At 57.1% G+C, this 23,097-nt stretch carries 19 protein-coding genes and 1 pseudogene; 16 read left to right on the forward strand and 4 right to left on the reverse strand.

Going from position 1 to position 23,097, the window contains the following annotated elements:
• Nucleotides 1-165 precede the first annotated feature (165 nt).
• The 13 genes from iolG to AC0N03_RS16515 all read left to right on the forward strand — a co-directional run bounded on the left by iolG (nt 166) and on the right by AC0N03_RS16515 (nt 13,686).
• The gene (iolG, locus tag AC0N03_RS16455; RefSeq protein WP_474289999.1) at nt 166-1,158 is read left to right on the forward strand and encodes an inositol 2-dehydrogenase; all 993 of its coding nucleotides are present in this window, start codon (nt 166-168) and stop codon (nt 1,156-1,158) included.
• Nucleotides 1,159-1,341: 183 nt separating this feature from the next.
• Nucleotides 1,342-2,193: a formyltetrahydrofolate deformylase gene (gene purU / locus AC0N03_RS16460; protein ID WP_474290000.1), complete on the forward strand. Its 852-nt coding sequence runs from the start codon at nt 1,342-1,344 to the stop codon at nt 2,191-2,193.
• Between the two features lie 15 nt (nt 2,194-2,208).
• Nucleotides 2,209-3,087, forward strand: coding sequence for a bifunctional methylenetetrahydrofolate dehydrogenase/methenyltetrahydrofolate cyclohydrolase FolD (gene folD, locus AC0N03_RS16465; protein WP_474290001.1), 879 nt, complete (start codon nt 2,209-2,211; stop codon nt 3,085-3,087).
• 201 nt (nt 3,088-3,288) lie between these two features.
• A complete protein-coding gene (locus AC0N03_RS16470) occupies nt 3,289-4,893 on the forward strand; it encodes an ABC transporter substrate-binding protein (RefSeq protein ID WP_474290002.1) in 1,605 nt (534 codons plus the stop codon).
• A 134-nt stretch (nt 4,894-5,027) separates the two neighbouring features.
• A complete protein-coding gene (locus AC0N03_RS16475; RefSeq protein WP_474290003.1) occupies nt 5,028-6,038 on the forward strand; it encodes an ABC transporter permease subunit in 1,011 nt (336 codons plus the stop codon).
• Nucleotides 6,031-6,918, forward strand: a complete 888-nt coding sequence (locus tag AC0N03_RS16480; protein ID WP_474290004.1) for an ABC transporter permease subunit — start codon at nt 6,031-6,033, stop codon at nt 6,916-6,918. The genes AC0N03_RS16475 and AC0N03_RS16480 overlap by 8 nt, the downstream gene beginning before the upstream one ends.
• The gene (locus AC0N03_RS16485; protein ID WP_474290005.1) at nt 6,918-7,895 is read left to right on the forward strand and encodes an ABC transporter ATP-binding protein; all 978 of its coding nucleotides are present in this window, start codon (nt 6,918-6,920) and stop codon (nt 7,893-7,895) included. Before AC0N03_RS16480 ends, AC0N03_RS16485 begins: the two co-directional genes overlap by 1 nt.
• Nucleotides 7,892-8,854, forward strand: coding sequence for a dipeptide ABC transporter ATP-binding protein (locus AC0N03_RS16490; protein WP_474290006.1), 963 nt, complete (start codon nt 7,892-7,894; stop codon nt 8,852-8,854). The genes AC0N03_RS16485 and AC0N03_RS16490 overlap by 4 nt, the downstream gene beginning before the upstream one ends.
• An 8-nt stretch (nt 8,855-8,862) precedes the next feature.
• Entirely contained in the window at nt 8,863-9,699 is an 837-nt protein-coding gene (locus tag AC0N03_RS16495) for an amidohydrolase family protein (RefSeq protein WP_474290007.1), read from the forward strand.
• 290 nt (nt 9,700-9,989) lie between these two features.
• Complete coding sequence (locus AC0N03_RS16500; protein WP_474290008.1) at nt 9,990-10,922, forward strand: hypothetical protein; 933 nt, start codon at nt 9,990-9,992, stop codon at nt 10,920-10,922.
• A 19-nt stretch (nt 10,923-10,941) separates the two neighbouring features.
• On the forward strand, nt 10,942-11,676 hold the full coding sequence (pxpB, locus tag AC0N03_RS16505; RefSeq protein ID WP_474290009.1) for a 5-oxoprolinase subunit PxpB: 735 nt from the start codon (nt 10,942-10,944) through the stop codon (nt 11,674-11,676).
• The gene (locus AC0N03_RS16510; protein ID WP_474290010.1) at nt 11,673-12,752 is read left to right on the forward strand and encodes a 5-oxoprolinase subunit C family protein; all 1,080 of its coding nucleotides are present in this window, start codon (nt 11,673-11,675) and stop codon (nt 12,750-12,752) included. Before pxpB ends, AC0N03_RS16510 begins: the two co-directional genes overlap by 4 nt.
• A gap of 16 nt (nt 12,753-12,768) precedes the next feature.
• The gene (locus AC0N03_RS16515) at nt 12,769-13,686 is read left to right on the forward strand and encodes a DMT family transporter (RefSeq protein WP_474290011.1); all 918 of its coding nucleotides are present in this window, start codon (nt 12,769-12,771) and stop codon (nt 13,684-13,686) included.
• A gap of 14 nt (nt 13,687-13,700) precedes the next feature.
• On the opposite strand, the gene AC0N03_RS16520 is transcribed toward AC0N03_RS16515, so the two are convergent.
• From AC0N03_RS16520 to AC0N03_RS16535, 4 genes are all read right to left on the reverse strand, one after another.
• Nucleotides 13,701-16,346 carry a bifunctional diguanylate cyclase/phosphodiesterase gene (locus AC0N03_RS16520; protein WP_474290012.1) on the reverse strand — a complete coding sequence of 882 codons (2,646 nt, stop codon included), beginning with the start codon at nt 16,344-16,346 and terminating at the stop codon, nt 13,701-13,703.
• A gap of 412 nt (nt 16,347-16,758) precedes the next feature.
• Nucleotides 16,759-17,274 (reverse strand): hypothetical protein, encoded by a 516-nt coding sequence (locus tag AC0N03_RS16525; RefSeq protein WP_474290013.1) that lies wholly within the window; start codon nt 17,272-17,274, stop codon nt 16,759-16,761.
• 449 nt (nt 17,275-17,723) lie between these two features.
• Nucleotides 17,724-18,470 carry an SDR family NAD(P)-dependent oxidoreductase gene (locus tag AC0N03_RS16530; protein WP_474290014.1) on the reverse strand — a complete coding sequence of 249 codons (747 nt, stop codon included), beginning with the start codon at nt 18,468-18,470 and terminating at the stop codon, nt 17,724-17,726.
• 247 nt (nt 18,471-18,717) lie between these two features.
• Nucleotides 18,718-19,926 carry a benzoate/H(+) symporter BenE family transporter gene (locus tag AC0N03_RS16535; RefSeq protein ID WP_474290015.1) on the reverse strand — a complete coding sequence of 403 codons (1,209 nt, stop codon included), beginning with the start codon at nt 19,924-19,926 and terminating at the stop codon, nt 18,718-18,720.
• 125 nt (nt 19,927-20,051) lie between these two features.
• Here AC0N03_RS16535 and AC0N03_RS16540 point away from each other — a divergent pair, with 125 nt between their 5' ends.
• The 3 genes and pseudogenes from AC0N03_RS16540 to AC0N03_RS16550 all read left to right on the forward strand — a co-directional run.
• On the forward strand, nt 20,052-21,500 hold the full coding sequence (locus AC0N03_RS16540) for an aminotransferase-like domain-containing protein (protein WP_474290016.1): 1,449 nt from the start codon (nt 20,052-20,054) through the stop codon (nt 21,498-21,500).
• Nucleotides 21,501-21,652: 152 nt separating this feature from the next.
• Nucleotides 21,653-22,747: a tyrosine-type recombinase/integrase gene (locus AC0N03_RS16545; protein WP_474290017.1), complete on the forward strand. Its 1,095-nt coding sequence runs from the start codon at nt 21,653-21,655 to the stop codon at nt 22,745-22,747.
• Between the two features lie 179 nt (nt 22,748-22,926).
• A pseudogene (locus tag AC0N03_RS16550) lies at nt 22,927-23,076 on the forward strand (hypothetical protein); the annotation flags it as partial.
• Nucleotides 23,077-23,097 lie beyond the last annotated feature (21 nt).

The raw sequence follows: 23,097 nt of genomic DNA on the forward strand, positions 1-23,097 counted from the left end.
CGATGCATATTTCCAGGAAATCATCAAAGGCGGCATAATCGTCGCTGCCGTCGTCGTCGATCAGTACAGACAACGTAAACGCGCAAAAGCTTGATCAACCAGGCTGAAGGCGGCCCTTAACCCAAGCCGGACGGGCCTTCGCCGCCGGCAGACAAGAGATGACACATGAGCAAGATCAGAATGGGCCTCCTCGGGGCCGGACGTATTGGCAAAGTACACGCCAGCGCCATCGCCTCCATAGCCGATGCGCAGCTCGTGGCCGTGGGCGATGCTTTCCCCGAGGCTGCCAAGGCACTGGCGCAGAGCACCGGCGCAGAAGTGCGCGATGTTGACGCCATCATCAATGCCAAGGATATTGACGCAGTACTCATCACCACGCCGACGGACCTGCATGCCACGATGATTGAACAGGCTGCCCGTGCCGGAAAAGCCATATTTTGCGAAAAGCCGATCGACCTCGATCTGGAGCGCGTGAAAGCCTGCCTCGGCGTCGTAGCCAAGGAAAAGGCACAGCTGATGGTCGGCTTCAACCGCCGTTTCGACCCCAATTTCATGGAAGTGCGCCGCCAGATCGAGGCCGGCGCCATCGGCGATGTCGAGATGGTGGCCATCACCTCGCGCGACCCCGCCCCGCCGCCGGTCGACTATATCAAGCGTTCGGGCGGCCTTTTCCGCGACATGATGATCCACGATTTCGACATGGCCCGGTTCCTGCTGAGCGAAGAGCCGGTCAGCGTCTATGCGACGGCATCCGTGCTGGTCGATCCGGCCATCGGTGCGGCTGGAGACGTGGACAGCGCCGCTGTCATCCTCAGGACCAAATCCGGCAAGATCTGCCAGATCAATAATTCGCGCCGCGCCACATATGGCTATGATCAGCGCGTCGAGGTGCATGGCTCGAAGGGGCTGGTGAGCGCCGAGAACATGCGCGCCACAACTGTGGAAGTGGCCAATGAGGCCGGTTATTCCCGCGAACCTCTGCTCAATTTCTTCATGACGCGCTACACCGCCGCCTATCGCAACGAGATTTCGGCCTTCATCGCCGCCCTCAAAGGCAAGACCGCCATGCATCCGTCGGGCGAAGACGGCATGAAGGCCCTGCTGCTTGCCGACGCAGCCGCGCTGTCGGTAAAGGAAGGGCGACCCGTCAGTCTGTGATTTTCCGGCGGGGAGAGCGCCTCTTGCAGCTCCCCGCCTTAATCAGATTGCAGCGCCGTTTTTTTATGAATTTCGCCGCGTGTCGAAATAGGTAGATTTGCGTCATCAATATGTCGGTTTGCTCCACACAGGAGCAACCGACCTCTGACAGCATTTGCCAGTCATTCAAACTGAGGATCGATCATGAGCCAGGAGTTCATTCTCACCCTGTCCTGCCAGGACCGCCCCCGCATCGTGGCGAGCGTTACGGCCACGCTGGCGGATCTGGGTGCGAATATTGCCGAAAGCGCCCAATACTGGGATCGCTCGACCAATAATTTCTTCATGCGGATCGCGTTCGAAACGCCGGGACAGGTGAACGAGAAGCAGATCCGGGAGGCGCTGGCCCCCGCTATTGCCACATTCGGCATGGTGCTGCATCTCACCAATGCCAAGATCCTGCCGAAGATCATCATCATGGTGTCGAAATTCGACCATTGCCTGCAGCACCTGCTCTATCAGTTGCGGATGAACTGGCTGAAAGCGGAAGTCGTTGCTGTTATTTCCAACCACGAGGACAGCCGCAAATTCGTCGAATCTCAGGGCATTCCGTTTCATTGCATCCCCGTGGACAAGAATAACAAATTGTCGCAGGAACAGCAGCAGCTCAAGATCGTCGAACAGACCGGCGCAGAACTGATCATCCTCGCCCGTTACATGCAGGTGCTCTCGGATGAGCTTTCGACGCGCCTTTCAGGCCGTGTCATAAACATTCACCACTCGTTCCTGCCGAGCTTCAAGGGCGCCAAGCCCTATCATCAGGCCTATGAGCGCGGCGTCAAGCTGATCGGGGCGACGGCGCATTATGTCACCGCCGATCTTGACGAAGGCCCGATCATCGAGCAGGAAAGCGAGCGTGTCAGCCACGCCCAGACCGGCGACGATCTCGTTGCCGTGGGCCGCGATATCGAAAGCCGGGTTCTGGCCCGCGCCGTCAAGATGCATCTTGAGCGCCGCGTGCTGCTGAACGGCCGGAAAACCGTCGTATTTGCCTGAACCCGAGGACAGATCGTGAGCACCACAATCATTGACGGCAAGGCCGCCGCCAGCGCCCTGACAGAAAAAGTTCGCCTCGACAGCGAGGCCCTGATTGCAAAAACAGGCGTCAGGCCGGGTCTGGCCGTGGTGATTGTGGGCGAAGATCCCGCCAGCAAGGTCTATGTCGCCGCCAAGGGCCGGATGGCCAAGACCTGCGGCTTTCTCTCGATCGAACACAAGCTGCCGGAAACGACGAGCGAGGATGAATTGCTCGCCCTCGTCGAAGCGCTCAACAATGATCCCGCGATCCACGGCATTCTCGTGCAGTTGCCACTGCCAAAGCATATGGATTCGACCAAGGTCATCCAGACCATCAATCCCGACAAGGATGTCGACGGATTCCACGTCGTCAATGCCGGACGTATCGCCACCGGCATACCCGGCGGGTTCGCGCCCTGCACGCCCGCTGGCTCGATGCTCCTTATCGAACAGGTGGCCGGGAAGAACCTTGCCGGCAAACATGCGGTCGTGATCGGCCGTTCAAACATTGTCGGCAAGCCCATGGCGCAATTGCTGCTGGCAGCCGATTGCACGGTGACCATCGCCCATTCCCGCACCAGAAACATCGCCGATCTGTGCCGTCAGGCCGATATTCTGGTGGCGGCGGTCGGCCGTCCCGAAATGGTGCGCGGCGATTGGGTGAAGGAGGGCGCCATTGTCATCGACGTCGGCATCAACCGCGTCCCCGCCGCCGAGGGCAAGACGCGCCTTGTCGGCGACGTCGCCTTTGCAGAGGCGGCCCGGCATGCCTCGGCCATTACCCCCGTTCCGGGCGGCGTCGGCCCGATGACCATCGCCATGCTGATGGCCAATACACTCCGATCGGCGCAGGCGGCGGCCACAAAAGCCTGAACCGGACCAGATTCCTCCTGTACTCATGGCCCGCCCGCTCATTGCGCGCGGGCCTCTTCTTTCCTGCGGCATCGACCTGAAAATTCTGACCATCTGCTCAGGATTTATATTTGCCAATACCGAAAAAAGAGAATTTGATAGTTGCCCGGACATGGCGCTTCTCGCTGACGCCATGCGGCAATGTCATCACTGGGGGTCTCGATGCGAAAATTCAATTGGAAGCATACGCTCGGCACGGCTGCTGCCATCATTCTTCTGGGCAGCACGGCTCTCTCCGCCAAAACATTGGTTTACTGCTCCGAAGGCAGCCCCGAAAACTTCACCCCGGCGCTCAACACCACAGGCACCAGCCTTGACGCGGCCCGTCCGGTTTACAGCCAGCTGGTTCAGTTCGAGCGCGGCTCCACCAACGTCATTCCTGATCTGGCCGAAAAGTGGGATGTCTCGGCAGATGGCAAAACCATCGTGTTCCATCTGCGCAAGGGTGTGAAATTTCATTCGGGCGTCAATGGCTTTACCCCGACGCGCGATTTCAACGCCGACGACGTGCTGTTCTCTTTCGATCGCCAGTGGAAACCCGATCATCCCTATTCCAAGGTTTCCGGCGGCAAATATGACTATTTCAACGACATGGACATGCCGACCCTGCTCGACAAGATCGAGAAAGTCGATGATTACACGGTAAAATTCACCCTGAAGGAGGCCAATGCGCCCATTCTCGCCAATCTGGCGATGGATTTTGCCACCATCCATTCCGCTGAATATGCCGATTTCCTGACCAAGGCCGGCAAGCAGGAGCAGTTCGACCAGATTCCGGTCGGAACCGGTCCGTTCCAGTTTGTCGCCTATCAGAAGGATGCCGTTATCCGCTATAAGGCCTTCGACAAATATTACGCCGGAAAGGCCAAGATCGACGACCTCGTCTATGCCATCACACCCGATCCCACGGCCCGTCTCGCCAAACTCAAGGCGGGCGAATGCCATGTGGCGATTGCGCCTCGGCCCGCAGATCTCGCGGAAATTGCCAAGGACCCCGATCTCAAACTGCTGCAGCAGCCGGGCCTCAACGTGGCCTATCTCGCCTTCAACACGCAAAAGAAGCCGCTGGATGACAAACGCGTGCGTCAGGCCCTGAGCATGGCCATAGACAAGGCCGCCATCATCAAGGATGTATATCTGGGCGCGGGTCAGGCCGCAAAGAACCTCATTCCGCCGACCATCTGGTCCTACAACGACAAGGTGACGGATTATGCCTACGATCCGGCCAAGGCCGCAGCCCTGCTCAAGGCGGCGGGCGTCACCGGGCCTCTGGATATCGATCTGTGGTGGATGCCGGTGCAGCGCCCCTATAATCCCAATGCCAAGAAGATCGCCGAAATGATGCAGGCCGATCTCGCCAAGGTGGGCTTCAATGCCAAGCTCGTGTCCTACGAGTGGGGCGAATACCGCAAGCGCCTGCAGAACGGCGAGCACATGCTTGGCCAGCTGGGCTGGACGGGCGACAATGGCGACCCGGATAATTTCTTCTTCCTGCTGAGCTGCGCGGCCGCGCGACCGGGCGGACAGAACCTTGCCAAATGGTGCGACAAGGACTTCGACGACCGCCTGCTGAAAGCCCGCACCTCTTTCGACAAGGCCGAGCGTACCAAGCTCTATGAGGAAATGCAGGTCATCGAGCATGAGGAGGCTCCGGTCTTCCCCATCGCGCATTCCATCGTGTTTGAGCCAGTGCGCAAGGAGGTGGTTGACTGGAAGATCAGCCCGCTTGGCCGCCACGAATTTTATGGCGTGGACATCAAGGGCTGAGCACGGCGCGCCGGACTTCAGGCATATCATATCGGGAACGGGCAGGTGCGCGTAAGCACCTGCCCTTTTCATCCGGACGCAGTTGAGGCAATCTTGTCTTTGTGACGCGATGTCACAAAAGAATCGCTGAGTTTATGATCAAATATATTCTCAACCGCATTGCGCTTACGGTGCCCACCTTCATCGCGCTGATGTTCGTGACCTTCGTCGCCATTCGTCTCGTGCCGGGCGATCCGGTTGAGGTGCGCACCGGCGAACATGGCATCTCGCCCGAACGGCTGGCCTATTTCCGCCACCAGCTGGGACTGGATCTGCCGGTCTGGAAACAGTTCCTGCATTATGCATGGGGGCTGCTGCACGGCGATTTCGGCACTTCCGTCGTCACCAACAACAAAGTGACGAGCGAGTTTTTCACGCTGTTTCCGGCGACGCTGGAACTTTCTCTCTTTGCCATGCTGATCGCCATTGCGCTGGGGATTCCTGCTGGCGCGATTGCCGCCGTCAAGCGCGGTTCAATCTTTGATCAGGCCTTGATGGGCGTTTCGCTGATCGGTTATTCAATGCCGATTTTCTGGTGGGGCCTGCTGCTGATCATGTTTATTGCGGAGGGGCTGCATCTGACGCCGGTTTCCGGCCGCATCGACCTCATCCGCTTCTATTTTCCCGCCGTTACCGGTTTCATGACCATCGATGCGCTGCTCTCGGACCAGAAGGGTGCTTTTCTGGACGCGCTGCATCATCTCATCCTGCCGTCCATCGTGCTTGGCACCATTCCGCTGGCTGTCATTGCGCGCATGACGCGTTCGTCGATGCTGGAAGTGCTCTCCGAGGATTATGTGCGCACAGCGCGCGCCAAGGGCCTGTCCGCCTATCGCGTCATCGGCATACATGCGCTGCGCAATGCGCTTATTCCGGTCGTCACGGTCATCGGGCTTCAGGTCGGCACGCTCATGGCCGGCGCCGTGCTGACCGAAACCATATTTTCATGGCCGGGCGTCGGCAAATGGCTGATCGAATCGCTGTCGCGGCGTGATTATCCGGCCCTGCAGGGCGGCATCATGCTGGTGTCCATGGTGGTCATATTCGTCAATCTTGTTGTCGACCTGCTTTACGGCATCATCAATCCGAGGATCCGGCATGGATAATCAGCGCGCTGATCCGCAGCCTCCCGGCCTGTTGGCAGCCTTCTGGGCGGCCTTTGCCGAAAATCGCGGGGCACTTGCCGGCTTCTGGCTGGTCATGGCCATCATTCTCACCGCCATACTCGCAAGCCTGATCGCACCGCATTCGCCCTATGAGCAGTTCCGTGACGCCATATTGGCGCCGCCCGTATGGGCCGGAGGAAGCTGGCGCTTCATCCTCGGGACGGACGATCTGGGCCGCGACATGCTCTCGCGGTTGCTGTATGGCGCGCGCGTCTCGCTCTTCATCGGCATTTCCGTGATGAGCGTATCACTGGCCACCGGCATCATACTGGGCCTGATCGCCGCCATTACCGGCGGAATTGTCGATGTCGTCATCACCCGCATCATGGATCTGATCATGGCGGTGCCGAGTCTGGTGCTGGCCATTCTCATTGTTGCCGTGATGGGGCCAAGCCTCACCAACACCATTGTCGCGGTGACCATCGTCTATCTGCCGCGCTATGTGCGCCTTGTGCGCGCCTCGGCCCTCGCCGAACTGACCAAGGATTATGTCACCGCAGCACGGGTGATCGGGGTGCGGCCGCTGCGCCTGATGTTTGTGACCATTCTGCCCAATTGCCTAGCGCCGCTCATGGTGCAGGCGGCGCTGGGCATTTCCGACGCCATTCTGGAGGCGGCAGCGCTGGGATTTCTCGGCCTTGGCGCACAGCCGCCAACACCGGAATGGGGCTCGATGCTGGCGGATGCGCGCAACCTCATCCGCTCCAACCCCGGCATTGTCACCATGCCCGGCCTGTGCATTCTCTTCACCGTGATTGCCATCAACCTCACGGGCGACGGTTTGCGCGACGCGCTTGATCCCAAAATGCGGAGATCGTGATGCCGTTGCTCGATATCCGCAATCTTTCGGTCTCCTTCGCCACCCGCAACGGCCTGTTCAAGGCCGTTGACAGCATCGACATAGCCGTCGATCCGGATGAGACACTGGCCATAGTCGGCGAGTCAGGCTCCGGTAAATCGGTCGCCATGCTGGCCGTCATGGGGCTGCTGCCCTGGACAGCGCGGGTCAGCGCCGATGTGATGACCTTCAACAATCTTGACCTGCGCACGCTTTCGTCGCGCCAGCGCCGCAGCATCATCGGGCGCGATCTTGCAATGATCTTTCAGGAGCCGATGTCCTCGCTCAACCCGTGTTTCACCGTCGGGTTTCAGATTGGCGAGGTTTTGCGCGTTCATCTGGGCATGGGCCGCGCCGAGCGGCGCGCGCGCAGCATTGAATTGCTCGCCGAAGTCGGCATCACCGATCCCGAACGCCGCCTCTCCGCCTTTCCGCATCAACTTTCCGGCGGCATGAGCCAGCGCGTGATGATCGCCATGGCGCTGGCCTGCAAACCCAAACTGCTTATCGCCGATGAACCCACCACCGCGCTTGATGTGACGATACAGGCGCAAATTCTCGATCTGCTGATCAAACTGCGTCAGGAAAATCACATGGGTCTTGTGCTGATCACCCATGACATGGGCGTGGTCGCGGAAACGGCGGAACGGGTCATCGTCCAATATGCCGGACGGCAGATCGAGCGCAACGCCACGCTCCCCCTCTTCGATACGCCGCGCCACCCCTATACTGCGGCACTGCTCGATGCCCTGCCCGAGCGCGCTAAGGACAAGCTCCTGCCCGCCATTCCCGGCGTGGTGCCGGGCCAGTTCGACAGGCCGGAAGGCTGCCTGTTTGCGCCGCGCTGCAGCCATGTGCAGGACATCTGCCGCCGGATTGCGCCTGCACGCGCCAGCGCCGCTCTCGGCGAGGCGCTGTGCCACTTCCCGCTTGGCGCCGGAACGGAGGCCCAAACATGAGCCCGGTGCTGGAAGCCCTCGATCTCAAACGTTATTACCGGCAGAAGCCCGGCCTTTTTGCCGCCGAGGCAACCGTGAAAGCGCTCGACGGCGTTTCCTTCTCGCTGGAAGCTGGCAGGACGCTGGCTGTGGTTGGCGAATCCGGCTCCGGCAAATCGACACTGGCGCGCCTGCTGACCCTGATAGAAACACCTACCGCCGGCATATTGAAAATCAACGGGCAGGATGTCGGCGCCGATCCGGCGCTGCGGCGCAGCCTGCGCCAGCATATCCAGATCGTCTTTCAGAATCCGCACGGTTCGCTCAACCCGCGCCAGACCATCGGCGCAGCGCTCGAAGAGCCGCTGCTGGTCAACACCTCTCTGACCAAACCCGAACGCGAGGCCCGGGCCCGCGCCATGATGGCGCGCGTCGGCCTGCGTCCGGAAGTCTATAACCGTTATCCTCATATGTTCTCCGGCGGACAGAAGCAGCGCATAGCGATCGCGCGGGCCCTGATGCTCAACCCCAAAATTCTTGTGCTTGACGAACCCGTCTCGGCGCTCGATGTGTCTATCCGCGCGCAGGTGCTCAACCTGCTGGCCGAACTGCAAACCGAGTTCCGGCTGGCCTATGTCTTCGTTTCACATGATCTCTCGGTGGTGCGCCACATCGCCGACGAGGTGATGGTGATCTATCTGGGCCATGCGGTGGAAACCGGATCGCGCGACGCCATATTCAACACGCCGAAGCACCCCTACACGCAGGCCCTGCTCTCGGCGACGCCAAAAGCCGATCCCCATGTCAGGCGCAGCCGCATTGTGCTGAGCGGCGAATTGCCTTCGCCCTTCAATCCGCCCTCAGGCTGCGCTTTTCACCCGCGCTGCCCGCTCGCCTTTGATCTGTGCCGCGCCGAGGCTCCGCCCTCCGTCCTCAAGCACAACCGGCATGTGGCCTGCTGGGCCGTCAACGCAAGCTGAGACCAATCATGGACATCATCGACACCCATCTGCATACGATCGATCTCTCCCGGCTGCATTATCCCTGGCTTGCGGGCGTACCGGCCCTCAACCGCGATTTCTCCTATGAAAGCTGGGCTCAGGAAGCCCGCCGCTGCGGCATAACCGGCGCTCTGCACATGGAAGTGGATGTCGCCCCGGCAGATATTGAAAAGGAAACCGCCGCGGTGGCCGAGAAGGCGCGCAGCGGCAGCACGCTGCTGCGCGGCATCATCAGCGCCTGCCGCCCGGAAAATGCCGACTTTCCTGCCTTTCTCGAACGCCAGCTGGCCAATCCCATGGTCAAGGGCTTCCGCCGGGTGCTGCATGTCGTCGATGACGAACTGAGCCGGACCGCGACGTTCCGCGCCAATATTTCGCGGCTCAACGGCAAGGGTCTGCCGTTCGATCTCGTGGTGCTGCCGCGCCAGATCGCCATCGTGCAGGAGATGGTGGATCAAAACAGAGATATTCAGTTCGTACTGGACCATTGCGGCGTGCCCGACATCAAGGGCGAAGGCTTTGCCGTCTGGCAGGGCCTCATCCGCGAGATAGCCCGGCGGCCCAATGTGGCAGCCAAGATTTCCGGCATCTGCGCCTATGCGCGGCCGGATTGGACGCTGGACGACCTGCGTCCCTATGTCGAGCACACGATCGCCTGTTTTGGCTGGAGCCGGCTGGTCTGGGGCAGCGACTGGCCGGTGTGCACGACCAATGGATCACTCTCGATATGGTTAGCGGCGACACAGGCGATTATCGCCGGCTGCAGCCATGACGAACGCACCCGCCTGCTCTCGGAAAACGCAAAAAACATCTGGAAAATCTGAAAAAGCCCTTCATGGCTGACAAAAACGCATCCCGGACATCCGGACGGGCAACGCCATATCTATGCCCATATCGCCCGCTCTTCTACCATATATAGAATATTTCAGCATCAGGATCGGCAAAAATCATAAATCTCAAATATGACAAGAGTCGATTATCAAAGCTGAAAAATTTCTGAAATTAACCTTAATAATTAAGTCTGTCTCAACGATAACCTTAACGATTATTGTAAACAACCGTTAACCGGGCTAAACAGACATGGTTACTTTTGAGTGAATGCGTGAGGGTAATCATGAGTAGTTTACAGACGGCAAATGCTGATACAAATGAACTCGAGCCGAATCTCATCAGTACGAGATTGGTTGAAGATTCTGTTCATTCATCCCCAAAAAACGGCGAGAGCAGCAAACTCTACAACGGTGTCGCGCCACAACTGCACCATCCGGCTCAGCACAAAAAGCAGCCAAAAGCCAGGCCAGTTATACCCGTCACGGCGGATCGCGTTATCAAATGCTTCAACACCTGGTCGTTCAAGCGCGAGCAACCTTCGGATATTGGTCTGCTGACGAAACAAGTGGACGAAGCGATTGCCGCCAACGTGCCCGTGCAGTTTGTCTGCTACTGGGGCAAGGGACCGCGCAACCACCTCGCCTTCCCGGATATCGCCTGCATCAACTTTCTCAACAGCATCGGCCGCAATATACGCCAGATCTATGGACAGGGTGCCGACATCAAGCTTATCCAGACGGATACGCATGCCCGGCTCAACGGCCACAGCGAGGATGCTATCGAAAGCTATTTCTCGGCCGTACGCGAACATGCCGACGAATTCGGCCTGAGCTGCGCGAGGCTGAGCGCCATCGTAGACAAGGCGGGCGAGGCCGCGAAAGATGAAATTCATCTCGATCCGCTTCCGCCGGAATTGCATGAAATGCTGAATTCCATGGCCAGAAAGTGGTATCGCGGCGGTGAAAATGTCGAAAACGGCGCGGCCAAATATTACCGCATGAATATGATCGAAAAGCGCGCCATCGAGCTTGAATATCCGAAATCGATCTTCGTGACATTCAACAACAGCGACCTGCGCTGCCTTTTCCCGCGCCGTCTGCCGATCTTCTATATGTATTCCATGCGCCGCGGCGTCAGCGTCAAGCCTTGGTTCATCGCAGATCAGGCCGACGGACAGCAAAGCAGCAAGCCTGAGGCAAGCGCCGCGCAACTTTGAACAATCAGGGTTCGGGATCATGCTGTCGTACAAGATTCTGCCTGCCGGGGATATGGCGATCGTCGTGGAATTTGGCACGACGATCGACCGCAAGGTGAGCGCGCTGGTGCTGGCGCTCTCGCAGCATCTTGATGATTGCGCTCCGGCCGGACTGCAGGAAACAATCCCCACCTTCCGCTCGGTGCTGGTGCAATTTGACCCGGTTGTCCTGCCGCTGGAGCGCCTGCGGGCCCAGATCGACGCGTTCGTTCAGGGCTTCTCTCAGGCAACACTGAGCGGACGCCTGTGGAACCTGCCGGTCTGCTATGACCGGAGTCTGGCACCTGATCTTGACGACGTGGCGCAAAGGGCAAACATTGCTCCTGCCCGCGTGGCCGAATTGCACCTTGCGGCAACCTATCACGTCTACATGCTCGGCTTCCTGCCCGGACAGGCCTATATGGGCGATGTCGCCCCCGAACTGGCCCTGAGCCGCCGCGAAACACCGCGGATGAAGGTTCCGGCAGGCGTTGTCGGCATAGCCGGTGGCATGACCTGCATTTTCCCGATGGAGACACCCTGCGGCTGGCACATTATCGGGCGCTCGCCGGCACGACTGTGGCAGCAGGGCCCTGAAGCCGGTGCATTGCTCCGGGCTGGCGACAAGGTCAGATTTCACGCAATATCCCTGCGCGAATATGAAGAGATTCTGGCACGCATCGCCGCCGGAACCTACAATCTGAATCCCCAGCCTTTGATGGAAGCGGCGGCATGAGCCCGGCCCTCGCCATACTTGCGCCGGGCCTGCTGAGCAGCATTCAGGATCTCGGCCGCTATGGCGCGCAGCGTCTGGGCGTGCCGACCAGCGGCGCGCTGGATGCTATTGCCCTGCGCGCAGCCAACCTCCTTGTCGGCAACGATCCGGGCTGCGGTGCGCTGGAAATCAATTATACCGGCCCGCATTTCCGGGTCGAGGCCGAGTCCGTACGTCTCGCCTTTACCGGCGCACCGGCGCGCATCGAAATCCTCGATGAAGGCACGGCGCCAACGCGCATGGAAATGATGCGCTCCTTTGTCGCCCGTCGCGGCCAGATCATCCGCGTTGGTTCGCTCAATTCCGGCTGCGTCGCCTATATGGCGGTAGAAGGCGGTTTCGCGATAGAGCCTGTGCTGGGCAGCGTCTCGACTTTCATGCGCGGCGCCATCGGCGGCTGGCAGGGGCGCGCGCTCGCCGCCGGCGACAAGCTTCCCTTGCGTAATGGTTCCGCGGATGAGCGCGCCGATCTGCGCTTTGACAACCTCGATCTTGCGCCGCCGTCGCATCTGCGGGTCGTTCTCGGTCCGCAGGACGACTATTTCACACCGGAGGCGCTGACCACATTCTGCACGTCGGAATACCGGATCGGCGCTGGCGCCGATCGCATGGGGATACGCCTTGAAGGTGCACCGCTGGCCCATAGCCGCGGCTTCAATATCACGTCGGACGCCATTGCCGCGGGCTCGGTTCAGGTGCCGGGCGATGGTCTGCCCATCGTCCTGCGCTCCGACCGGCAGACCACCGGCGGCTATCCCAAGATCGCGACCGTGATCTCGGCCGATCTTGCCGCCCTTGGCCGTCTGCCAACGGGCGCGAAAATCCGCTTCGCGCCGGTGAGTCTGGAGGAGGCTCTTGCGGCCCGCTGCGCCTATGATCAGTTTCTGGCAGACCTGCCCGGCAAATTAGTGGAAATTGCACCCCGGCACGCTGATTTTTCCGACCGCCTTTTTGATTGCAATCTTATCAGCGGCGTATACCACGCCTTTCAGAGCCCGGAGACGGCAGGAAATGACATTGGCCAGTTCGCGTCCTGAGGCCGGAGCCTCCCGAATGAGCATTGCCGCCGATACGGCAGCAGCGCAGCCTGCCAGCATCCAGCGCGATCATATCCCGCTCGGCATCGCCTTCATGGCGGCGGCTACATTTCTCTTCGCCTTGTCCAGCGCCATAGCCAAATGGTCAGTGGCCCGCTACCCGGTGGGCGAGGTGATGTTCTTCCGCTCCATGTCGTCATTTATGGCCTGTTCGCTTGTCATCCTGCCGTTTCAGGGGCTCGCTGTGTTCCGCACGAAACGCCCGCGCGACCACATAGCCCGCGGCCTGTCGCAATCCATCTCGCAAACGCTCACGGTGCTGGCGCTTGGCCTCATGCCACTGGCCGGCGTCACGGCCATAGGCTTTTCCGCACCGCTCTGGGCCACGCTGATCACCGTGCTCTGGCTCAAGGAAAAAGCCAGCCTGCCGCGCTGGAGCGCGCTGGTCATCGGACTTGTCGGCGTGCTCATCGTCACCAAGCCCGGCGCCGATTCCATCCAGCTTGGCGCCCTGTTCGCACTGGGCAACGCGATCATGTATGGCAGCGTCACCGTCGCCGTGCGCGGCATGACCAAAACCGAACCCGCCAACACGCTGCTCATGTGGCAGATGGCAACCTTGGCAGTATTTCACTCGCTGCTCCTCGTCTTCGGATTTCACATGCCGGACAGGTTCGACTTCATCATGCTGTGCTCAAGCGGCATCGCTAATGCGCTGGCGCAATATTGCTGGACCAAGGCGCTGCATCTGGCACCCACCAGCGCCGTCTCGCCGTTCTATTATCTCATTCTGGTCTGGGCCATGCTCATCGGCTTTGTCGGATGGGGGCAGATTCCCAGCCCCGCCCTCATCATCGGCTCCATGATCGTGGTCGGCTCCGGCCTGTTCCTGCTCTGGAACGAAGTGCAGAGGCCGGTCGCAAAAGCGGCCTGACATGCAGCGCCGGTTCAGGCCGCCTGTACGCCCTTGAACTGGCAATGCGCGATGAAATCGGCAATTTCTGCGACGGGCATGGCCGGGCTGAACAGATAACCCTGCACGAGATCACAGCCGAGGACGCCAAGGAATTCACGCTGATCCTCGGTTTCGACGCCCTCTGCCGTCACCTTCATGCCAAAGGCGCGGGCAATGCTGATCACGGCCTGGACGATTGTGATCTGCTCATGCGCGCCGTGGCCAAGCCCGGAGACAAAGCTGCGGTCGATCTTGATCTTGTCGAAGGGGAACTTGCGCAGGTAGCTCAGCGAGGAATAGCCCGTTCCGAAATCGTCAAGCGCGATGCCGACACCAAGTTCCTTGATCGAGGCAAGCATCTGCTGGGTATAGTCCGTCTCGTTCATGCAGGTCTGTTCGGTCAGTTCGAGTTCCAGACGCTGCGGCGCCAGTCCGGTGGAGGCCAGCACCTGACGGATGTTGTCGAGCAGCTTGGGATCGGTAAAGCTCACCGGCGAAAGATTGACGGCGATATTGATATGCTCCGGCCAGGTCTGCGCCTGCTTGCACGCCTCCGTCATCACCCAATGGGTCAGGGGTTTGATAAGGCCGCTCTCTTCCGCCACCGTGATGAAATCCATCGGCGAAACCATGCCGCGGACCGCATGCTTCCAGCGGCACAGGGCTTCAAAGCCTTCAATCTCGCCCGTCTGCAGGCCGATGACCGGCTGATAATAGACCTCAAGCTCATTATTGGCGAGCGCTGCGCGCAGATCGATCTCCAGCTTGCGACGCTCGTTCAGCACCTGCGTCATGCTGGGCTGGAAGAACTTGTAGCTGCCCCTGCCCTCGGATTTGACGGCGTAAAGCGCCAGATCGGCAGCAATCAGCAATTCGTCGACCGGCTCGCGGTTCTCGGTCTGCACAGCGATACCGACACTGCCGCTGGTGCAGATCAGTTGCCCCTCGATTTCATAGGGCTGGGCGACGGTCTGGTTCAAAGTCTGCGCCAGAGCTTCCAGCCGCGGCCTGTCGGTCATGCCGCGAATGATCAGTGCGAATTCATCACCGCCAAGGCGGGCGACGACATCCCAGGCCTCGGCAACATTCCGCAGGCGCTGGGCAACCTCACACAGCAGCAGATCACCGATGCGATGCCCCAGCGTATCGTTGATGATCTTGAAGCGATCGAGATCGACAAAGAGCAGGGTCATGGCCGTCCCATTGTCCTTTTGTTCGGACAGGGCCTTGTAAAAGCCGCGGCGGTTGAACAGGCCGGTCAAAGAATCTTCACAAGCAAGACGGGCAGCCTGGCTCTCCGCCACCCAACGCGCGGTGATATCAGTGAAGGTGCAGACATAGCCCTGCTCGGGCAGCCTGACGATACGCTGTTCAATCACCGACTGATCGGACAGAACATGCTCGCTGATGGCAACCCGGCTATCGGCAGAACCTGCGCTCTCGTTCGTCTTGCCGACCTTCTGAAGAAGACCGCGCACCAGTCCGTCGCGGTTGCTGCTTTCGTCCTCGCCAAGCAGATTGGCCAGCGGCAGTTCCACTGCGGACGTTAAGGGCGGCAGATCAAAAATCTCAACGCATTTTCTGTTGATCACCGGGACGGTCTGATCGGGCGTGATCAGCATGATGCCCTGGGTCATGTTCTCAAGAGTGAGCTTGAGCTGTTCCGCCTTTTTACGGGCGATCGACTCCGAGCGCAAAATTCTCTGCACCGCCAGCAGAACCAACAATGAAAGAGCCGCGGCCACCAGAATGTCCTGCAGCAGATCTTCGCGCGTATTCTGGTAGATGGAATTTTTATCCGTGCTGATGGCCACCCAGAAATCGGTGCCGCGAATATGATGCAATATGGTCAGACGATCAGCCGCGCCATAGGAACGATCATCGAAGGTGGTATCCTGTCCAGTCTTGATCTCTCTGAAAAGCTGCGTGCTCCGGATATCCTGTCCCAGCCCGAAACCCGCTATCGTGCCGCCACTGGCCCGAACGATGCCGTCTGCGCCTATCAGCGAGATTGAGGTTGGTGCCTGGAAATGAATCTGGTCGTAGAAACCCATAAGATGTTCAGGCTTCAGCGATGCGACGACGACGCCGCCAAAAGAATGATCCGGCTTGAGAACACGGCGCGAGAACTGAATCGACCATGCCTTGCTGGAGCGCCCGATCAGCGGCTTGCCGATGAATACCTTGTCGTCAGTGGCATGAACCTGAGCGCGGTAATGCTCGCGATCGCTCAGATCCATCGGCGGCGTGGGCTGCTCGCCGGCGCTGGAGGCCCGCAATATGCCGTTCTCGTCAATGAAGGACACCTGAACGATGATATCGCTCATCAGATCCGTGCTGTGAACAAGACGCAGCAGGTCCGGCTGGCCCTGACTTTCCTGCACACGGTTGCGCAGATAAAAAAGAACCTTGTCGATTTCACCGATGAAGCGAAGAAAATTTTCCTCAAACACCATCGCGAAGTTGCGATTGACGCTATGGGTCTCCTGCTCGTCGCGATGCAGCGAAACAGAATAATTGAGAACGACATTGCCCCACAACATCGCCACCACAATAAGACCAAAGATAACCGTGGTCCTGTTGGTGAGATATTTCCTGAGCTTTTGTGGTTCCATCACCATAACGCTTTTCTCTGCCAAGGATGACCCCTGCTCCGACCGGTAGACGAAAGCCTTGCCCAAGTTTTTCCGCCTATCGAACGGGCATTTCGCAATGTCGGCCACAAACTGGAATTCATTAAAATTTGAATAAAATTTTTACCGACTTAGCGTGGGCGCCAAAACAGTTCCATCACAGACTGGGGCAAAAATTCTTATAAATTATTAATAATGAAATGATTTCAGAAAATCAGCGCTCAGACCATGCAAAATCTCACATGGGGCGGCTATCTCAAATCATCTATATTTCTGGATTATTAGCCACAGCCGCCCCGGATTGGCCGGCTAGCTATCCTGACGCGAGGCGTTGATCGTCGGCGGCAAAGCGCAAGACCAACAAAAAAAGCGCCCTGCGGGGCAGGACGCTTCTTCAGACTGCAAGACATATCCGGCGCTAGCGCAGATCGATCACCGTGGCCGCATCGACAACCTGCCCGTCCGCGTAAAGCACCGCTTCGTCATAATTGCAGAAACTGTCCTTGAGCACGGTCAGATTGGCGACATTATTAACTGCTGTCAGTGTTTTAACCAAAATGTCCGGCCCACTGCCCCCGCGCAGCAGAACGGTGTGGGGATCAAGAACCGAAAAGCTGGTCTTGCTTTCTGCCCGGTAAGCGCAATCAGCCAGAGCCTGCCCCGAAAATATTGCACCAAACATCAAGGCGACGCCTGACAAAAGCCGAACTACCCTCGCCCGATCAAACATAATTTTCTCCCTAAAAATACTATTGGTAAAATGACCATCGACCAACATTCCCAGAGCCTGCGACACCTGCCGGTGCCGTCTCAAGCCCGCCGAACCAGCCTGGATGCCCAGAAAAAATGCACCTGTTTGCGTAATAATTTCTCTATTAGAATTGCCTAATAAAGAAACAATCAAATATAATTTGTAATATATTTGTAAAAACATGAAAATCTAATTTAATATACTTATATCCAAATTGAGTATTTATGAATTTATTTCAAATAATTCATATGAATTAGATTAGAAAATGGCGATTTAAAATAAATTATTATTGAATATAAACTTTTATTAATTCCGCAACAAACGCATTTATTGCCAGGTTGCACACAGAAAATCTCAAAGGCGTGGAACCGCGTCGGTCAAAACATTCATGACTCGCCGGCAGTTGCTCGCGGCGCGCAGATGAAGCCGCCGGTCGGATGCTGAGGCAGATGAAACGAAATTGCCCGGCACGGGCGGGACTGCTGGTCTGCGGCAGGGATCAGGCCCGCCGGGACGGCAATGCCGCCAGATGCGGCGGCGACATAACAAGGTCGCGGCCATAGCCGCATTGGAAAGAGCGGCGCCACGCAGCGCCGCGCTCATCTTCGGACAATCAATCGTTGCAGCAAAACTTAATAGGTGGCGCGTCCGCCGGACAGGTCAAATGCTGAGGCTGTCGTGAAGCTGTTTTCCTTTGAGACCAGCCAGGCCACCATGGCGGCGGCCTCGTCCACTTCAAGAAAACGTCCGCGCGGGATCTTTCCGCGCATATATTCAATGAATTCGGGGGTCAACTGCTCCAGAATCCGTGTCTGGGCGGTTGCCGGCGTGATGCAATTCACCGCAATATCATAAGCGGCCAGTTCCTTGCCAAGGGATTTGGTCAGTCCGATGACCGCAGCCTTTGAGGCCGAATAGGCTGAGGCATTCGGATTGCCCTCTTTTCCCGCCACAGAGGCAATATTGACGATGCGGCCATAATTGCGGGCCTTCATCCCCGGAACCACGACACGGTTGACATAAAACGTGCCATTGACGTTGATGTCCATGATCTTCTTCCACATATGGACATCATAGACATCGAGCGGCGCCGCCGGCCCGGCGATCCCGGCCGAATTCACCAGAATGGAAACAGGACCGCCCTGCGCCTGTGTCTTTTGGAACGCGCGCTCGACCGCCTCATGATCGGAAATATCCACAACGACCCCCGAAGCCGCAGAACCCAGCGCGGCCGTCGCCTGATCCAGCAGCGGGCCGTCCATGTCCCAAAGGCTCACTTTTGCCCCGGACGCAACGAAACGCCGGGCCATGGCAAACCCCAGCCCCTGCGCACCACCCGTAACAATGGCGTGCTGGCCGTTCAAATCAATCTGGTTCATTGGCGACTCCCTTTACACGTGTAAAATTCTGCACAGAGTGTGCAGAAATACCCCGCATTCGGCAACCTTTGTCGCAAAAATAAGCCCGGAAACAGCCAGAAAACAAAACAGCCGCGCCGGTCCCTGTCGTCCAACTCGCCCAGAAGGGCAATTAAAATCGCTCGAACGAAATCAAATATGGATAAAACTTGGTGGCAAGGTCAGAGACATATTAGAATTCCTAACTAAGGGTTATTCGCGTTAATTTTCAACCAGCCTTAACCGTTGAGGGTGCAGAGCGCACACGCTCCGTGACAGATTTTGGGGCAAAAGTAAGCGCTGTATATACGAGCAAACCAATGACGAGACCCCAGAAAGCCGAGCCAAGTCCTAGAAAAGATGTACCAGATGCCGTCACAAGGAAGGTCATCAAGGCACTTTCTCGTGCCTTTTCATCGGCCATGGCAGAGGTCAAGCCGCTAGCGATAGCCCCCAGCAGAGCAAGGCCCGCCAATGTTGCAATCATAGCCTTTGGCAATGCCGCAAAAAGACCAGCAAGTGTTGCACCAAAAATACCTGCAATAATATAAAAGATACCTAAAGCTACACCCGCAACGTAACGCTTGGAAGGATTCGGATGTGCTTCCGAGCCCGAACATATGGCAGCTGTAATAGCCGCCAAATTCACACCATGAGAGCCAAAAGGGGCAAGCAACAGTGAAATACCCGAAGTCACCCAAACCAATGGATTGGCTGGTGTGTCGAAGCCAAAAGTGCGCAAAACTGCAATTCCCGGCACAAATTGACCTGTCAATGTGACCAAAGCCAGCGGCACACCAAGGCTGATGATGCTGGCCCATGAGAACTGTGGCCAAGTCAGCATCGGGATTGCCAATTCAAGCCTTAATTCCTGTGTTTGGATTTCGCCGACTGCAAAAGAGGTCAGCAGCCCAATAGCCAATACAATCGTGATTGCATAACGCGGCGACAGGCGCTTTGCCACCAGATAACCTGCAATCATAAGGCCGACAATTTTAGGTTCAGCTTTAAATGCTGTAAAAATTTCTGTTCCGAAATGAAACAAAATTCCAGCAAGCATGGCAGCCGCAATCGCTTTGGGGATGCGTGAAACAAATGTATCAAACAGGCCTGATAATCCCAAAAATGTACAGACGGCTGCGGCAAATACAAAGGCACTGATCGCTTCGGGATAGGGTGTGTTCGGTAAAGCCAGCACGAGAAGCGCAGCTCCGGGGGTAGACCAAGCCGTAATGATTGGGGCCTTGTAGACGAGGCTCAAAATAATGGCCGAAATGCCAGACCCGATGGAGATTGCACCAATCCAACTCGAAATTGTGGCGTGATCAAGCCCGGCTGCATGGGCCGCCTGAAAGACGATAACCAGCGGGCCGGCATAAGAAATAATCACAGCTATTAATCCCGCAACCACTGCTGAAAGTGATAAATCCTTATTCATTGATTTTGGCTTTCTGTATTCACAACAATATTCAATGTTTAATTAGATTCTTGTTGCAAAACTTGATAGAAGCAGAATTCATATTTTATATAGGTGCAGATTAATTTTATGGGAGCACATATCTATTGGCGCTTCGCTCGTTTCTTTATTTAGAAATACTTGAATTTTTCATCCAGGCCATTGAACAAGGCACCTATAGTTCTGGCGATAAATTGCCATCTCTGCGTCAAATGATGCGGGAGAAGAACATCAGTCAGGCGACCGCAACCCGTGTCATGGTTGAATTGGAAACCCGCGGCTATGTTACCGCCAAGCAACGATCTGGTTTTGTGGTCTCTGCGGCGTATCGTGAAACTGCGAAAACGCGTCATTCATGCGAAGAGCACAATGTGCCGGATGCGACTGTTTCATCCGAGTTCGCTACGCCGGTAAATATTCAATCGCTGACAACAGATTTATTCAGAGCATTCGCTATGCCTCATCTCATCGCGCTTGGCGCCGCTGAGATCGAGCCCAGCCTGTTGCCGACGGCGGAATTGACTGCCGCAAATGTACGTGCTTTGCGAAAGCATGGACCCAAAATATATGAGCCCCGCAGCCCTTTCGGCATAAGAGCTTTGCGGCAGGGTATTGCGCGACTGATGTCCCGTAAAGGCATGTCCGTATCTCCGGATGAAATTATTATTACCGCAGGTGAGACAGACGCAATGGCGCTTGCATTGCGAGCAGTGACCAAGCCTGGGGATACCGTTGCGGTCGAATCACCGACATTTTTCGGAATTCTTCAGGAAATTGAACTTGCTGGCTTACACGCCGTCGAAATTGCGACCGATCCGCATAGGGGCATTGACGTTGCGGATTTGAGCCGTGTGGCTGATGACATCGGGTTTCAGGCTGTTATTTTAAATCCGGTCTTTGAAAATCCATTTGGATTTTCTATGCCACCCGACGCAATGCGGGCCGTAGCCGAGGCAATGGCCTTACGGGGCATTCCGGTGATTGAGGATGATGTCTATAGCGACCTGGGCTTTCATAAACGCCCGATCCATCCGCTTGCCAGTTTTGATCCGGCGGGCAATACGATTTATTGTGCCTCTTTCTCCAAAACCTTGTCTCCGGGACTACGAATTGGCTGGTGTCTACCGGGGAGGCATCGGGATAATATTCGCCTTTTTCAGGAATTACGTCCGGCAACAGTTTCAATACTTCCACAATATATACTTGCTGATTATTTGTCGGGTCGGCGGTATATGCACCACCTTAATCGATTATGTGAGGTTTTCTCATCACAACAAGCGACGGTGCGACAAATTATACGCGATCATTTTCCTGTTGGAACGACAGCAACAGCACCGGAAGGCGGTTTTTTATTTTGGATTGAAGTGCCGCCCCCCTTCGATGCCATGAAGTTTTATTATAAAGCGCTTTCATCTGGAATTTCGATAGCGCCCGGACCTATCTTTTCGTCGAGCGGACGATTTAAACGCGCTTTTCGGATCAGTGTTGGCCGTAAGTTAACGCCAAATATTGTACGAGCCCTGCAAACACTTGGACAAATTGCCCATATGGAATAAAAATCTCACGAACACCTCGCGCAATCCGTTGCATCCATAGCTGGCTGATGATCACATTGGGCGAATTGCAAGCCGCACTGTGACAAGCCGCTGCACGCCGCTCCAAATCATACCCCCGACAGAGCTGCGCCTCACATGTCATCCTCGGCATCATGCGCAAGAAGCTCACACCCAAAACGATTGATGCCCTGCCTCCCCCGACGGGAAAGCGCTACGAAGCCCGTGACGAGATTGTCACCGGCCTTCTGATCGGAGTTTCTTCAACGGGCAACAAAGTCTGGTATCTCGCAACGCGGATCAACGATGCGGCGCGGCGCCTTCACCTCGGCACCTATCCTGTGCTCAGTCTTGCCGATGCGCGCGCCAAAGCCCGTGAGGTGTTACGCCAAATTCAAATGGGCGAGTTCGTCGAGGCAAAGGCCGAGCCGAAGGTCCTGACACTTGGCGACACGATTCCCAAATTCATTGCGCTCTGGGCCAAGCCGCGCAATCGCAGCTGGAAGGAAGCTGAGAGGATGCTGGGCAAGTTCTCTGCCCTTTATGACCGCCCCTTGGCCGAGATCAGGCGACGCGATGTTGTGGTCATCCTCGATCAGATTATGGCCGAGGGCAAAGGCATGAGCGCCAACCGTGCGCTTTCCTCTATCAAAAGGCTCTTCGCTTGGAACGTGGATCGCGGCGATATCGAGTTCAACCCGCTTGCCGGATTACGCCCGCCTGCAAAGGAGCGACCTCGCGACCGCGTTTTGAGCGAAGCCGAACTCATTGGTTGCTGGCGCGCCGCCGAAGCCGAAGGCTTTCCATTTGAGCCCTTCACCAAGCTCGTCATCCTGACCGGACAGCGGCGCGGCGAAGTGGCTGAGATGGAATGGACAGAGATCGACTTTGAGCGCGCGACATGGACTATCCCCGCCAAGCGCGCTAAGAACGCCACGCAACACGCCGTGCCGTTGGCCCCCTTGGCTGTCTCGTTGCTAAAATCGGTGCCGCGTTTCTTAAATTGCCCCTACGTCTTCACCACCACCGGCAACACGCCGATATCCGGCTTTAGAAAGCTCAAGGATAGGCTCGAAGACGCGGTTGGGAGCAAAGACTGGCGACTGCACGACATCCGCCGCACGGTGGCAACTAATATGGCGATGCTCGGCATTCAGCCGCATGTAATCGAGGCCGTTCTCAACCACAAAAGCGGTATCATCTCCGGCGTTGCCGCCATCTACAATCGCCATGCCTACACCCATGAATAGCGCGAAGCGTTGACGAAATGGGCCGAGCATGTCGAGCGCCTCATAATCGATGCAGACCATTGCGAACAGGCCGCCTGATGTCGCTTTCAAAACTGATCTTTACCCGAAAGGATCTCAAACACTTCGGGACAGAACAATCGAATATTACGCTGCTGCGTTGAGAGACGGCCGGTCAATTTCCTCGGGGTCGTCGTCTGAGCACAAAGTCGGTCGCGTGGTTAGTGTTGGACATTGCCAGATGGTTGAATAGCCCCGAGTTTTCTAGACACCTTGCAGTTTCAATTTTTGCTGCTGCTCGAAGTCAGCCGGTGACAGCATGCCGTTTCTGACATGCTTACGTTGCGGGTTAT

This window comes from Methylocystis sp. sgz306128, from assembly GCF_056032725.1.

Coding starts and splice junctions, on each gene's coding strand:
- iolG (WP_474289999.1), top strand. CDS start 166: ATGAGCAAGATCAGAATGGGCCTCCTCGGGGCCGGACGTATTGGCAAA.
- purU (WP_474290000.1), top strand. CDS start 1,342: ATGAGCCAGGAGTTCATTCTCACCCTGTCCTGCCAGGACCGCCCCCGC.
- AC0N03_RS16470 (WP_474290002.1), top strand. CDS start 3,289: ATGCGAAAATTCAATTGGAAGCATACGCTCGGCACGGCTGCTGCCATC.
- AC0N03_RS16475 (WP_474290003.1), top strand. CDS start 5,028: ATGATCAAATATATTCTCAACCGCATTGCGCTTACGGTGCCCACCTTC.
- AC0N03_RS16480 (WP_474290004.1), top strand. CDS start 6,031: ATGGATAATCAGCGCGCTGATCCGCAGCCTCCCGGCCTGTTGGCAGCC.
- AC0N03_RS16485 (WP_474290005.1), top strand. CDS start 6,918: ATGCCGTTGCTCGATATCCGCAATCTTTCGGTCTCCTTCGCCACCCGC.
- AC0N03_RS16490 (WP_474290006.1), top strand. CDS start 7,892: ATGAGCCCGGTGCTGGAAGCCCTCGATCTCAAACGTTATTACCGGCAG.
- AC0N03_RS16495 (WP_474290007.1), top strand. CDS start 8,863: ATGGACATCATCGACACCCATCTGCATACGATCGATCTCTCCCGGCTG.
- AC0N03_RS16500 (WP_474290008.1), top strand. CDS start 9,990: ATGAGTAGTTTACAGACGGCAAATGCTGATACAAATGAACTCGAGCCG.
- pxpB (WP_474290009.1), top strand. CDS start 10,942: ATGCTGTCGTACAAGATTCTGCCTGCCGGGGATATGGCGATCGTCGTG.
- AC0N03_RS16510 (WP_474290010.1), top strand. CDS start 11,673: ATGAGCCCGGCCCTCGCCATACTTGCGCCGGGCCTGCTGAGCAGCATT.
- AC0N03_RS16515 (WP_474290011.1), top strand. CDS start 12,769: ATGAGCATTGCCGCCGATACGGCAGCAGCGCAGCCTGCCAGCATCCAG.
- AC0N03_RS16525 (WP_474290013.1), bottom strand. CDS start 17,274: ATGTTTTTACAAATATATTACAAATTATATTTGATTGTTTCTTTATTA.
- AC0N03_RS16530 (WP_474290014.1), bottom strand. CDS start 18,470: ATGAACCAGATTGATTTGAACGGCCAGCACGCCATTGTTACGGGTGGT.
- AC0N03_RS16535 (WP_474290015.1), bottom strand. CDS start 19,926: ATGAATAAGGATTTATCACTTTCAGCAGTGGTTGCGGGATTAATAGCT.
- AC0N03_RS16545 (WP_474290017.1), top strand. CDS start 21,653: ATGCGCAAGAAGCTCACACCCAAAACGATTGATGCCCTGCCTCCCCCG.